This is a genomic window from Paraburkholderia sediminicola (genome assembly GCF_046026855.1).
GTDB lineage: Bacteria > Pseudomonadota > Gammaproteobacteria > Burkholderiales > Burkholderiaceae > Paraburkholderia > Paraburkholderia sediminicola_A.
The window spans coordinates 101,623-114,410 of the sequence record NZ_JAQQET010000031.1 but is presented as its reverse complement, the minus strand read 5'-3'; the positions used below and the strand labels follow the sequence as shown (position 1 = coordinate 114,410).

The 12,788-nt window shown below is 64.2% G+C and carries 12 protein-coding genes; 8 read left to right on the top strand and 4 right to left on the bottom strand.

Annotated features, from left to right (window positions below; all coding sequences use genetic code 11):
* Nucleotides 1-314, top strand: a 314-nt coding sequence (locus PQR40_RS28975) for a hypothetical protein (protein ID WP_408510363.1), incomplete at its 5' end; no start/stop codon positions are given.
* Between the two features lie 295 nt (nt 315-609).
* On the top strand, nt 610-1,092 hold the full coding sequence (locus tag PQR40_RS28970) for a hypothetical protein (RefSeq protein ID WP_408337492.1): 483 nt from the start codon (nt 610-612) through the stop codon (nt 1,090-1,092).
* 82 nt (nt 1,093-1,174) lie between these two features.
* Here PQR40_RS28970 and PQR40_RS28965 read toward each other — a convergent pair whose 3' ends face one another.
* The gene (locus PQR40_RS28965; RefSeq protein ID WP_408337490.1) at nt 1,175-2,020 is read right to left on the bottom strand and encodes an aldo/keto reductase; all 846 of its coding nucleotides are present in this window, start codon (nt 2,018-2,020) and stop codon (nt 1,175-1,177) included.
* A 200-nt stretch (nt 2,021-2,220) separates the two neighbouring features.
* Between PQR40_RS28965 and PQR40_RS28960 the strand changes: the two genes are divergently transcribed.
* Nucleotides 2,221-2,967 (top strand): GntR family transcriptional regulator, encoded by a 747-nt coding sequence (locus PQR40_RS28960; protein ID WP_408235123.1) that lies wholly within the window; start codon nt 2,221-2,223, stop codon nt 2,965-2,967.
* Nucleotides 2,968-3,069: 102 nt separating this feature from the next.
* Here PQR40_RS28960 and PQR40_RS28955 read toward each other — a convergent pair whose 3' ends face one another.
* Entirely contained in the window at nt 3,070-4,461 is a 1,392-nt protein-coding gene (locus tag PQR40_RS28955; protein WP_408510364.1) for a CoA transferase, read from the bottom strand.
* 125 nt (nt 4,462-4,586) lie between these two features.
* Here PQR40_RS28955 and PQR40_RS28950 point away from each other — a divergent pair, with 125 nt between their 5' ends.
* Nucleotides 4,587-5,825 carry a citrate/2-methylcitrate synthase gene (locus PQR40_RS28950; protein ID WP_408510362.1) on the top strand — a complete coding sequence of 413 codons (1,239 nt, stop codon included), beginning with the start codon at nt 4,587-4,589 and terminating at the stop codon, nt 5,823-5,825.
* Between the two features lie 14 nt (nt 5,826-5,839).
* Here PQR40_RS28950 and PQR40_RS28945 read toward each other — a convergent pair whose 3' ends face one another.
* Nucleotides 5,840-6,145, bottom strand: coding sequence for a DUF2917 domain-containing protein (locus PQR40_RS28945; RefSeq protein ID WP_408484041.1), 306 nt, complete (start codon nt 6,143-6,145; stop codon nt 5,840-5,842).
* Nucleotides 6,146-6,349: 204 nt separating this feature from the next.
* Here PQR40_RS28945 and PQR40_RS28940 point away from each other — a divergent pair, with 204 nt between their 5' ends.
* The 3 genes from PQR40_RS28940 to PQR40_RS28930 all read left to right on the top strand — a co-directional run bounded on the left by PQR40_RS28940 (nt 6,350) and on the right by PQR40_RS28930 (nt 10,842).
* Nucleotides 6,350-7,777 carry an aminotransferase-like domain-containing protein gene (locus tag PQR40_RS28940; RefSeq protein WP_325043275.1) on the top strand — a complete coding sequence of 476 codons (1,428 nt, stop codon included), beginning with the start codon at nt 6,350-6,352 and terminating at the stop codon, nt 7,775-7,777.
* A 95-nt stretch (nt 7,778-7,872) separates the two neighbouring features.
* Complete coding sequence (locus PQR40_RS28935) at nt 7,873-9,336, top strand: multidrug transporter subunit MdtD (protein WP_408510361.1); 1,464 nt, start codon at nt 7,873-7,875, stop codon at nt 9,334-9,336.
* Nucleotides 9,337-9,567: 231 nt separating this feature from the next.
* Nucleotides 9,568-10,842 (top strand): EAL domain-containing protein, encoded by a 1,275-nt coding sequence (locus PQR40_RS28930; RefSeq protein WP_408337561.1) that lies wholly within the window; start codon nt 9,568-9,570, stop codon nt 10,840-10,842.
* Here PQR40_RS28930 and PQR40_RS28925 read toward each other — a convergent pair.
* Nucleotides 10,798-11,784 carry a sigma-70 family RNA polymerase sigma factor gene (locus PQR40_RS28925; protein WP_408235110.1) on the bottom strand — a complete coding sequence of 329 codons (987 nt, stop codon included), beginning with the start codon at nt 11,782-11,784 and terminating at the stop codon, nt 10,798-10,800. The two genes, PQR40_RS28930 and PQR40_RS28925, sit on opposite strands and share 45 nt — an antisense overlap.
* A gap of 350 nt (nt 11,785-12,134) precedes the next feature.
* Here PQR40_RS28925 and clpP point away from each other — a divergent pair, with 350 nt between their 5' ends.
* Complete coding sequence (gene clpP, locus PQR40_RS28920) at nt 12,135-12,782, top strand: ATP-dependent Clp endopeptidase proteolytic subunit ClpP (protein ID WP_408392067.1); 648 nt, start codon at nt 12,135-12,137, stop codon at nt 12,780-12,782.
* The last annotated feature ends 6 nt before the right edge of the window (nt 12,783-12,788 follow it).

The window sequence follows — 12,788 nt, the reverse complement described above, 5'->3', positions numbered from 1 at the left end:
CAGCGGCAGCAGCGGCAGCAGCGGAAGCAGCGGAAGCAGCGGAAGCAGCGGAAGCAGCGGAAGCAGCGGAAGCAGCGGAAGCAGCGGCTGCGGTTGCGGTGGTGGCTCCAGCGGCGGCCCCGGCGGTGGAAAAGGAGGCGGTCCTGGTAGCGGCGGTGGTTTTGGTGGTGGTTTTGGCGGAGGCTTCGGTGGCGGGTTCGGCGGCGGCTTTGGCGGAGGCTTCGGCGGCGGTCACGGAGGCAAGGGTAGCGGCGGTAACGGTAGTGGCAATGGCGGAGGGAATGGGCACTAGCAGTCGCCTGCTTCTCGGGTAGGGAGCCCCCGCGCCCTACCCGTCGCTAACGACATACTTCTGTATCCCGTTCGCAGTCCGCCGGCATCGGCGGTGATGTCTCGATCCCCCGGTCGAGCGTCACCGCCCGAAGCCGGCCGGTGTAGTCAGCACCGCAGGCGGTCCGGCAAAACGGCAGGCACCGCCGCGAACCGCTGACAAGCGGCTCTTGCACACGTTTAAAACCAGAACAATCGAATGCGTCGCGCGTGACCGGAACCAAACCGAAGCGATCGCCTCATATCAGATATCAACGTTCGATATGAGGGCATCACAACATGCAACGAAACGTCCCCCACGCCATGGTGCGCACGGCCGCTGGCCTGCTCATGGTCACCGCTCTGGGCCTCGCATCGCTCGCTCATGCGCAAACCCCGGCGCAAACGCCGGCTACATCGGCCCAGCAGGAGCAACAGACCCTGTCGCAAGCCGCTCCGCCGGTCGATCCCACCTTCTCTGCCTATTCACTCGCGCAAACCTGCAAACAGAAAAATGACAACGTCGCGCAAGGTCAATGCGTCGGCGCGATCCGCGGCATCATCCACGGCTATCAGTACGGTGTGCTGTTCCTCGGTCAGCGCGCGTCGCTGCCGCCCAACGAAACGCAGCGGGTCTCGCTGTGTTTGCGCAATACGCAGGTGTCGTCGATCGTCGACGAGTTCGTCGCCGACGCGGCCCAGGTCAACGAAGATTCGCTCAAGCACACGCCCGCTGAAGTCGCCGTTCTGGGTTCCGTGCACATGCACCACAGTTGCAATTAATAACGCCGGCGCAGCGAGCCACAGCGGCGTAAGCGCACCGACTGCAAGGCCGGCTGCCATTCGCAGGCGGCCACCACTCCGTTTACAGCATTTCGAGTGGCCGCTTGCTGCGCGGCGGTTTGAAATAAGTGTCGATGGCAGCGAGTTCATGAGCGCCGAGTTCCAGTTGCAACGCCCGATGGTTGTCGCGCGCATGCTCGACGCGGCCCGCTTTCGGAATCGCGAACACACCAGGCTTTTGCAACACCCACGCTAACGCCACCTGAAACACCGAAACACCACGTGTGTCGGCGATGTCATCGAGCGGTGAGCGCTTCGGCAGGCGCGCGTGATCGACCGGGCTATATGCCATCGCCGGCATTTTGCGCGCGGCGAGCCATGGCAGCAGGTCGAATTCCGCTCCACGGCGTGCGACGTTGTAGAGAATCTGATTGGTTGCGCATGCCTCGCCACCCGGCGTGGCGACGAGCTCGTCCATATCGTCGGTATCGAAGTTGCTGACACCCCAGTGGCGAACTTTGCCCGCGCTGCGCAACGCCTCGAACGCCTCGACGGTTTCCGCGAGCGGCACCGAACCGCGCCAGTGCAGCAGATACAGATCGAGCCGATCCGTTTTCAGGCGCTTGAGGCTCTGCTCGCAGGCCGCGATCACGCCGCGCTGGCTGGCGTTATGCGGATAGACCTTGCTGACGAGAAAGACCTGATCGCGCAGCCCCGCCAGCGCTTCACCCACGAGCGATTCGGTAGCGCCCTCGCCGTACATTTCCGCCGTGTCGATCAGCGTCATGCCCAGTTCGATGCCGCAACGCAGTGCGGCGATTTCCGAGGCGCGGCGCGCGGGCTGTTCTCCCATCTCCCAGGTGCCCTGCCCCAGTTTCGGAATGCGCTCGCCGTCGGGAAGGCTCACGCTTGCGATATCGGTCGTCATGCTTGGTCCTCGAAGTGGCTAACAGATTGAAATGCGCGTCTGACCATGCGTATAGGTCGATGCGGCGACGCAAGCTACGGAAATCATAGGGGCGAGTTTAGCGGTTGCACGGGCATTGGATCGGCCACCAGGCAAAAGCCCGCTATAACGGAGCGCGCCGATGTCTTAGAATTGCCGCTTGCCCTTCTTGCGTGAGCCCCATGACCTCTGCCTCGGAAGACCGCTGGCGCGACCTGCGCCCGGACCCGGAAAACGACACGCCGCTATACCTGCAACTCGCTCGCAAGCTCGGCACTGCGATTCACGAAAACCGTTGGAACGCGGGCGAGGCGCTGCCCTCCGAGCGCGTGCTGTCCGAAGCGCTCGGCGTATCGCGGATCACCTCGCGCAAAGCCATTGCCCTACTGGTCGAACAGGGATTAATCCGCCGCACCCAAGGCGCGGGCAGCTTCATCACGCCGCGCTATGAAGATCCGCTGTCGCGTCTGTCGAGTTTCAGCGAAATGCTAAGGCGGCGCGGTTTTACGCCGAGTTCGAAGTGGTTGTCGCGGGAAATTTCGCCGGCTAACCGCGATGAGGTGATTCAACTGGGCTTGTCGCCGGCGGCGGCCGTGACCCGGCTGCGCCGATTGCGTCTCGCCGACGGCATCGTGATGGCCGTGGAGAATTCCACCTTCCCGGCTGCGGTGATTCCCGATCCTCAGGCAATTGGCGATTCGTTATACACGTACCTGGAAAATCGCGGACTGACGATTGTCCGCGCGCTGCAGCATTTTCGCGCAGTGAACGCGAACGACGAGATCGCGCAGCAGATGAGCATTGCCCCGAACGACGCGCTGTTGCTGATCACTCGCGTCGGGTATACGGCGGATCAGCGGGCGATCGAGCTGACCGACACCTACTGCCGGAACGATTACTATGATTTTGTGGCGGAGTTGAGGAAGTAGTTTTCTAACCGCGCGGCGCTTTCCGCCGCGCGGGCATCTGCACCTGCACCCGCGACCAGGCGGCGTACGCAAGCAACCAGGCGCGGGACAGGCAAACAATCTTCACTCCCATTTCGCCTCGTGCGCCCCGATCCGGGCCGGCGGCAACTCAAAACAGGCAGGCGTCTCATCCAGACGCTCGGCCGGCAGAACCCCCAGAACACGTCCGAACTCGGATTGAACGGTCGTAAGACAGTCCCGCACGTCGTCGATGGAAACATCGGCTGCCTTCCAGCCGTCGGGAAGCAATCCAAACGACTGCAACCACCGTCCGGTCTGCGCAAGCGACACCCTCACGTGCCAGCTGCCACCTTCGGTGGCTCGCCGCGCCAATGCGGCCATCGCGCCGAAAGCGGCCAGATACCCCGTAGCATGATCCAACGCCTGACAGGGTAAGTGCTTCGGCTCGTCCCATCCCGCTGCCTCGCGCTCGGTAAAAGCGATCCCACTCGCAGACTGCACCAGACTATCGAAGCCGCGCCGCCCGGCCCAAGGTCCCGTGTGCCCATAAGCGCAAACCGAGACATAGACGATCCCCGGCCGCACCTGCACCAGTTCCTGGGGACCAAACCCACGCGCCGTCAGAGCCTCCGGCCGATACGCCTGCAAAAACACATCTGCGCCACCGGCGAGGCCGCGTAAGGTTTCCCGCCCAGCGGCATCGCGCAGATCAACAACCGCCGAACGCTTGCCGCGCCCGTTGTCGATCACCAGCGGTGGAATATTCGGCAAATGCGGACCGTTGACCATCAACACCTCGGCGCCATGCTGCGCGAGCGCGCGGCCCGCCACCGGCCCGGCAATGATGCGCGACAAATCCAGCACCCGCACGCCCGCCAGCGGCCGCTCCGCGCCGCCACGCCGTGGTGGCTCGACCGGCGCGTCGCCGATGCGCTCGATCTCGAACAACGGCAGCCCCGCAATCGCTTTCGCCTGATCGAGCGCGGCCCACTCGTCGGGCGTGCGAATCAAGGCCGCGCACAAGCCGGCGTCTGCGAGCGTCTGGTCCAGCGTGCCGCCATCCCAGCCGCGAATCGCTTCAGCCACCGCCGCGCGATCGTTCGCGCAGCCGAGCACCTTCAGCACGCCTTCGAGATGATGCGGAAAGTTCGTGTGTAATTGAATCCAGCGGTCATCGCGCGTGGCGTAGAAACCCATCACCGGATCGCGCAAGGCGGGCGGCGGACCCTCGTCGATACGCAGATAGCGCTCGCTGCGAAATGAGGCCAGCGCACGCCGCATCTCCACCGTGACGTGTTGCCGACGCCCCGTGCGCAAGCGATGATATTCGGCAGCCGCGAGGCCGGTCGCGGCGATGGTCGCCGAGGCCAACGCGCCGACCCGGTAGACCGACGGCAAGCCCGGATCGGTGCCCGCAAGCGAAACGGACCTCAGCGCAGTCGGGTCGCATTCCGCGATTGTCCAGATATGTTTGAGAGCGAGTTCAGGCGTCATGGGGTTCATGTCGTTCATCTCGGAACGGGAAGAAAGTGAACCGAGTCTAAAATTTCGCCTTGCCGGAATCAATCTTGATTATGATAATCAATATATATTGATTTCTTCGGTTTCCACGTGTTTCCATGCCGCCCTCCTCCCATTCCCTGACCGCTGCCGAAGCTGCTGCCGCGCTCGGCATCAGCCTCCCCACACTGTACGCATATGTCAGCCGCGGCATGCTGACCTCGTCGCCGGACGCGCCAGGCAAGCATCGCCTCTACGACGCCGGCGAAGTGCGGCGGCTCGCGCGGCGCAAGGAAGACGGCAAGCGCGCCGGCAAGGTCGCGCAGAAGGTGCTGGACTGGGGCGTGCCGGTGCTCGAATCGTCGATCACGCTGGTGGCCGATGGCCGCTTGCTATATCGCGGACATGACGCCATGGAACTGGCGCGCACAGCATCACTGGAAGATGTCGCGGCGTTGTTGTGGGAATGCAGCGCGAGGCGTATCGCCGATGCACCGGCGGTCCCGTTCGCCACCGCTCAATGGGCAGCCTGGCTCAAACTCTGGAGCGACAGCACGCCGCTCGACCGCGCGCTCGTGCTGCTGCCGGCCGCCGCGGCGCAAATGCCGCGGGTCTGGGCGCTCGGCCGCGATGCGCAACTCGATACCGCCTGCGCGGTCATGCGGCTGTTGGCCGCCGCAATGATCTCAGCGGCGCCGTCGAACGAACCACTGCACAAGCAGTTGGCTTCAGTATGGAATGTGCGTAGCCGTCAGCAGGCAGGGCTGCTGCGCGCGGCGCTGGTGGCATGCGCGGATCATGAACTGAATGCGTCGACCTTCACGGTTCGCTGTATCACGTCGACGGGGACGCATCTGTTCGGCGCAGTGGCGGGTGGTCTGGCCGCGTTGGCCGGGCCGCGACACGGTGGCGAGACGGTGCGGATCACCGCGCTCCTTGATGAAGCATCGCGCGCCGCCGATCTCGACCGCTATCTGGCGAACCGGCTCGCGCGCCATGAACACGGTGCACATGGGCCCGTGCTGTCGGGCTTCGGCCATCAGCTCTATCCGGAAGGCGACCCGCGCGCACGTCTGTTGCTTGAGATGCTCGACGACTGCGCGCCGGCCCGCTCACCGCTAGGCGAAGTGCAAGCGCTCGCGCGCACAGTGCGCGACACGACCGGCGCGGAGCCGACCGTCGATTTTGCGCTCGCTGCGATCGAGCGGGTACTCGGGCTACCGGCCGGCGCCGCATTCACGCTGTTCGCGGTCGGCCGGGTGGCCGGCTGGATCGCCCATGCAATGGAACAGACGCGCGACGGCCGGTTGATCCGGCCACGCGCGCGCTATATCGGGGAGTATGAGGCGGCCGGTTGAGGTTGAGGCGCGGGTTACGCCACGCCCAACCAGCGCGGCAGCCAGTTCAACATTGGCAAGCTGCGCAGTGGCCGGGTTGCCGCGCGTTCTGACCCGCTAGCCAGCGCGAAACGCGCACCGGCCTTCCCTGCACTGACCCACGCCACCGTACCGCGTGGCAACTCGGTCGATTGCCCCGTTGCCAGCCAGTGATCCGCGTTGTCGCCTTCAACGGTCAGCCAGATCTCGCCCGAAATCACCTTGAAGACCGACGGACGCGCGACACGCCAGGCCGCCGCGGGCTCGTCATGTTCCATTTCGAAAATACGGACTTCACGCATCGCTTCTCTCCTTCGAAGAACTTTCCTGTTGTATTGATTATTGACGTGTGATGATCAAATACCCATGCACAGTTCCGAACACTTCCATCGGAACTGTTCAGTCGAAAAAACGGACAGTTGGGGTAAACACGCTTCAGGAGAGCGTGCGGTGCGCACCGTCGAGGCGGTTCTGCGCGCCGGGTCTCCGTTGGAGGAAAGAACCGCATGAAACTCGAAATTCAACTCGATCGGGATAGCGGCGTACCGCTTACCGAGCAGATCGTCACAAGCGTCACCGCCTGGATTCGGTCACGCACGGTTCACCCCGGCGCAAAGCTGCCGTCGATCCGTCAGTTCGCCGCCGACTATGACGTAAGCCGTTTCCCCGTGATCGAGGCTTATGACCGCCTGGTGTCGCTCGGCTATGTCGACTCGCGCCACGGCTCGGGCTTCTATGTCGCCGACCGTCAGCCGGCCAGCACGCAGTGCCAGGGCACCTCGGACCCGCGCCGCGCCGAGGACGAATCGGGACACCTTCTGCAGCAGTTCAACCACCCGGGCGAGACGCTCAAGCTCTGCAGCGGCTTCATTCCCGACGCGTGGCGCGACATGGATAGCCTCGCGCAGGCGATCCGCCACGTGTCGCGCACCGACACCGCAAGCATGGTCGATTACGCGACCCCGCTCGGCAATCTGACCTTGCGCGAACATCTGCAAAGCCGTATCGGCCAGTTGGGAATTCAGGCGGACGCCTCACAGATTCTGATCACCAACGGCGCAAGCCAGGCGCTCGATCTGTTGATGCGTTACATGCTCAAAGCCGGCGACACGATGTTCGTCGAGGACCCCGGCTACTACAACCTGTACGGTCTGCTGAAGCTGCACGGCGTGAAGCTGATCGGCATTCCGCGCACCCGCAACGGTCCCGATCTCGATGTGTTGCAGGCGCAGTTGCAACTGCACCGGCCGAAACTGATGTTCATCAACACGGTGTTCCACAATCCGACCGGCACCACGGTCGCACCGCCGGTAGCGTTCCGGCTGCTGCAACTGGCGCGCGAACACGGCTTCAAGATCATCGAAGACGACATCTACGCCGACTTCCAGAGTGACGTCACCGACCGGCTCGCGACCCTCGACCAGCTCGAACACGTGATCTACGTGGGCGGCCTGTCGAAGACGCTGTCGTCGTCGCTGCGCATCGGCTGCGTGGTGGCCAGCCACGCGATCATCAAGGATCTGGTCGACATCAAGATGCTGACGAGCATCGGCGGTTCGCGTTTTGCCGAGGCGGTCGCCGTGTCGCTGCTGGAACGCGGTGCGTACCGCAAATACCTCGAGCGGCTGCGTCGCCGCATGCGCGACGCACTCGGCTCGACCATCCAGACACTCGAAGACGCCGGCTGGGAGCTGTTCGAAAAACCCGTCGGCGGCAAGTTCGTCTGGGCACGTGTACCGCACGTCGACAACTCCGAACGGTTCGTAGCATGCGCCGCACCGCTCGGCGTGACGGTCATTCCCGGCAGCTATTTCCGGCCGAACACGGCAGTCAGCCCCTGGATCAGGATTCACGCGGCGTTCGGCAACGAGCCGCGCGCGCAGGCATTTTTTCACGCTGCCGTGGCGTTGCCTGCTTCGGCCAAAGCGGCTTGACTTGTCGTCGCGCCTGGCGCTTATCTACTGCGCCGGGCCACGCTTTTCCCTAGAATAGCGAGTCCCAGCCCGTCCCTGCGCGCCCAGCCGCCCTTATGTCCACGCCCCCGCCCCTGCCCGCCTCCGCCGCCATTTCGGCTCCCTCGCCCCGTTCGCCCCGTTCACTCACCGTGATGCTGTGGCTCGTCGCCACCGGCTTCTTCATGCAGACGCTCGACTCGACCATCGTCAACACCGCGCTCCCCGCGATGGCGACGAGTCTTGGCGAGTTGCCGTTGCGCATGCAGTCGGTGGTGATCGCGTACTCGCTAACGATGGCGGTGATGATCCCGGTATCCGGCTGGCTCGCCGACAAACTCGGCACACGGCGCGTGTTTTTCAGCGCAATCCTCGTGTTCGCGGTCGGCTCGCTGTTGTGCGCCAACGCGCATACCCTGAATCAGCTGGTGATCTACCGCATCGTGCAAGGTATTGGCGGGGCGATGCTACTGCCAGTCGGACGGCTCGCGGTGCTGCGCACCTTCCCGGCGGAACGCTATTTGGCCGCCTTGTCGTTCGTGGCGATCCCGGGGCTGATCGGGCCGCTGATCGGCCCGACGCTCGGCGGCTGGCTCGTGAAAATCGCATCGTGGCACTGGATCTTTCTGATCAATGTGCCGGTGGGGATTGTGGGTTGCATCGCCACGTTCATCTTCATGCCGGATAGCCGCAACGAGCACACCGGCAAGTTCGATCTGAAAGGCTATCTGCTGCTGATTTTCGGCATGGTGGCGATTTCATTCGCGCTCGACGGCCGCACCGAGTTTGGTATTCAGCACGCCACGGTGCTGGTGCTGCTGATCCTGAGTCTCGCCTGCTTCGTCGCCTATGGCCTGCATGCCGTACGCGAGCCTGCGCCGATCTTCCCGCTCGACCTGTTCAAGATCCACACTTTCAGCGTCGGTCTGCTCGGCAATCTGTTCGCGCGGATTGGCAGCGGCGCGATGCCGTATCTGATCCCTCTGCTATTGCAGGTGAGTCTCGGCTATAGCGCCTTCGAAGCCGGCATGATGATGCTGCCGGTAGCGGCCGCGGGCATGGCCGCCAAGCGCCTCGTCACGACGCTGATCGTCAAGTACAGCTACCGGCAAGTGCTGATCGTCAACACAGTGCTGGTGGGGCTGACCATGGCGAGCTTCGCGCTCACCACCGCCGGCCAGCCACTGTGGCTGAGGCTCGTGCAACTGGCATTCTTCGGCGGCGTCAACTCGGTGCAGTTCACCGCGATGAACACGCTAACGCTCAAGGACCTCGGCACCGGCGGCGCGAGCAGCGGCAACAGCCTGTTCTCGCTCGTGCAGATGCTGTCGATGAGTCTCGGCGTGACGGTGGCCGGTGCATTGCTCGCGACCTTTACCGGCCTCCTGCCGCGCGTGACGGCCGCCAACTCGCTGCCCGCGTTCCATGCGACGTTCCTGGGTGTAGGCATCATCACCGCAGGCTCGTCGTGGATTTTCGCGCAACTGTCGCCGGACATCCGCACACCCTCAAAAAAGACCGACCCTTCGGAGCGGACCTGAGTTTCGGGCCCCGACCCGCAACGGGGCGCGGGCCGCACCACAGAAGTGCGAACCATCGCTTTCGCGACCGCGCTGGCGCACAATCGCCGTACTGACCGTGGTAACTGTGCGCGTACAGTGTGTTTCCGCGCGCGCATAGTTCTTGCTCGACTATCCTGTAAACTCGCAATTTGCGCGTGCGAACTCGTGCCGAGCATGCAGGCGCGCCGCCACTTCCACACGACTGACATGATGAGCATGATCGAACTCGATCCTCCCGGCTTCCAGCCGCCGCGCCCAATGGCCGGCGACGAAGGGTCCCGGCGCACCGTTCTGTACGGCGGCTACACCGTTTTCAGCGTGTTCCAGCCGGTTTTCTCGGTGTCGCACCGGCGCGCGATCGGTTATCACGCTTCATTGCGCGCACACGACGAACATGCGCTGCAAGTGCCGTCGCACGAGGTTTTTACGCAGGCGGCGCGGCGCGGCGACCTGCTGGAACTCGGGCGGCTCGCCGAATCGCTGCATCTGGGCAATTTCAATGCGTTCGACAGCCACGACGAATGGCTTTTCCTGAGCCTGCACCCGGCAGCGCTGATGGACACCAGTTACGGCGACGCACTGCTCGCCGGCCTCAAGGCGCTGGGCCTGCCGCCGCAACGGGTGGTGCTGGAAGTGTCCGAACAGGCAGGCGGTGAAACCACGCGTTTCGCCGATATCATCGACGCGTTGCGCAAATCCGGTTTCCTGATCGCGCTGGACGGTTTCGGCGCGAAGCATTCGAACATCGACCGCGTGTGGAATCTGCGCCCGGACATCGTCACGCTCGACCGCTGCATCCTCGCGCAAGCGAGCGAACACTCGCATATCGAACGCGTGTTGCCGGGCCTCGTCTCGCTGCTGCACGAATCCGGCCAACTGGTGCTGATGGGCGGCCTGAGCACCGAGCGCGATGCGCTGATCGCGCTCGAATGTAATGTCGACTTCGTGCAGGGCGCGTTCTTCGCGGGCCCGAGCGTCGAGCCGGTGAAACCGCAAGCGGCGGCCGGCTTGATGGACTCGCTCTCCGCCGCGCTACGCGAACGGGTTGCTACGCGCGAACGCGCACAGTCCGCGCGGCTCGCCCCTTATGTCACAGCACTGGAAACGGCGGCTGCCCAACTCGTGGCCGGGGAATCGGTGACCCAGGCGACTGCGTCGCTGCTCATGCTCGGCGAAACAGCCCGCTGCTTCGTGCTCGACGGTTCGGGCCGGCAAATCGGCGACAACGTACTGCCGGCGGGGCGTGCTTCGCAACGCGCCAAGCGCTTCCGGCCGCTGCTGCATTCCGAAGGTGCGAGCTGGGAACGCCGGCCGTACTTCATTCAGGCAATGCGCGTGCCCGGCCAGGTGCACCTCACGCCACCCTACCTGTCGATCAACGAAGCGCACCTGTGCGTGACCGCCTCGATCGCCGCGCATACGCCGCACGGCACGCAGGTGCTATGCGTCGACATCAACTGGGAAGTCGCTGCGCATCGTAATTGAGGCAATGGTGTTCTGCTGGATCCGCGCGAGCAGCTTCATGACGGCCGCGCGACCCAGCAAGCGGTTGGCTGCCTGCAAACGCGCCGCGCTGGTGACGGCGCGCAACGCGACGATCTTCACCGAACCGTCCGCAAGACTGTGCGTGGACACGTCGATTACCCCCACAACCTCGCCGTCGAACAGCAACGCAATGCACATTGCGCCTTCGACCGACACCACCTCTGCATGGCTCGCCTGATGCGCGAGCGCGGTCACCGTCTCCACCCAGGCCACTGGCGCCAGTTCCTGCGTGCACACCGGCGCGTCGCTGACGACGTCGCTGACAACTTCGGGCGCGTCGCTAAAGAGACGCAGCAAACCAAGCCGGTCCTGCGCCTCCAGTGCTGTGCGCAAACGCTCGACGATCCGTGCATGGGCGGCGGGATCGGGCCGTTCCAGCGGCGCACCCGCGCGCTGCAAACGCGCCTTGGCCCGATGGACAATCTGCCGGCAACTGGCCGGCGTACGGTCGAGGATTTTCGCAATCTCCGCATAGTCGCAATCGAAAGCTTCATGCAGCACGAATGCCGCCCGCTCATCCGGCTTCAGACGCTCGAGCAGGAGCATCACACCGTAGGACATCTCCGCCGCGCGCAAGGCCAGTTCTTCCGCCGATGGCGCCACCTCGTCTAGCCAGGGCTCCGGCAACCAGCCGGCGGCCTGTGACGCGCGCTCGCGCTGCACGTGACGCAGCCGGTCGATCGCCGCGCGCGTGGTGATCGTGGTGAGCCAGGCCGCCGGCGTCTGCACTTCTTGTGTATCGGCGAGATGCCATTTAAGCCAGACGTCCTGCACCACGTCTTCCGCTTCGGCGCGACTGCCGAGCATCCGGTACGCCAGCGCGAACAGGCGGGCGCGCACGGCCTCGAAGCTGGCTGCCTTGTCGATTCCTTGTTCCGTCATGCGTAGACCTCCAGATCGTGCGTAGTGAAATGCGCGCGGCGCCTTGCGGGCCTGATGCCTGCTGCCTGCTGCCTGCTGCCTGCTGCCTGCTGCCTGCTGCCTGCTGCCTGCTGCCTGCTGCCTGCTGCCTGCTGCCTGCGACATTGTCCGGGCGCGCGCTGCAATCTGCATCCTTTTCAGCTTGACGTCCAGGTCCCCGCCGATGTGACAGCCCGACGAAGAAATATTCCTGTCACACCACCGCCCGCCCTCCCGTCATACGGACAACAACCCGCGCAACAGGTACGCGGTTGTTCGAATCGGTCACCGCTACCGGCTACCGGCAATACACCGCATAAAACGAGGCAACCATGCATTCCAGCTATCCCTCCGTCGTCGGCCTGGGCCTCGTGCCCACCGTGATCGAACAGTCAGGCCGCGGCGAGCGCGCTTACGACATTTATTCGCGCCTGCTACGCGAGCGGATCGTTTTTCTGGTCGGCCCGGTAAACGAACAGTCAGCCAGTCTGATCGTCGCCCAATTGCTGTTTCTGGAATCCGAGAATCCCGACAAGGATATTTCTTTTTACATCAATTCGCCGGGCGGCTCGGTGTACGACGGTCTCGCCATCTACGACACGATGCAGTTCATCAAGCCCGAGGTATCGACCTTGTGCACCGGCTTTGCCGCCAGCATGGGGACATTCTTGCTGACCGCCGGCCAGCGCGGCAAACGGTACGCGCTGCCGAACGCGCGCATCATGATTCACCAGCCGTCGGGCGGCAGCCAGGGCACGGCGGCCGACGTCGAAATCCAGGCCCGAGAGGTGCTCTACCTGCGCGAACGCCTCAACGCGATGATGGCAGAGCGCACCGGGCGCAGTATCGAGGAGGTCGTACGCGACACCGACCGCGACAACTTCATGTCGGCCCACGGCGCAAAGGCGTACGGCCTCATCGACGAGGTGCTGGAAACGCGCGCGGCGCTAGGCGACCCGGCTCGTCACCATGACCTGTAGAGCGGA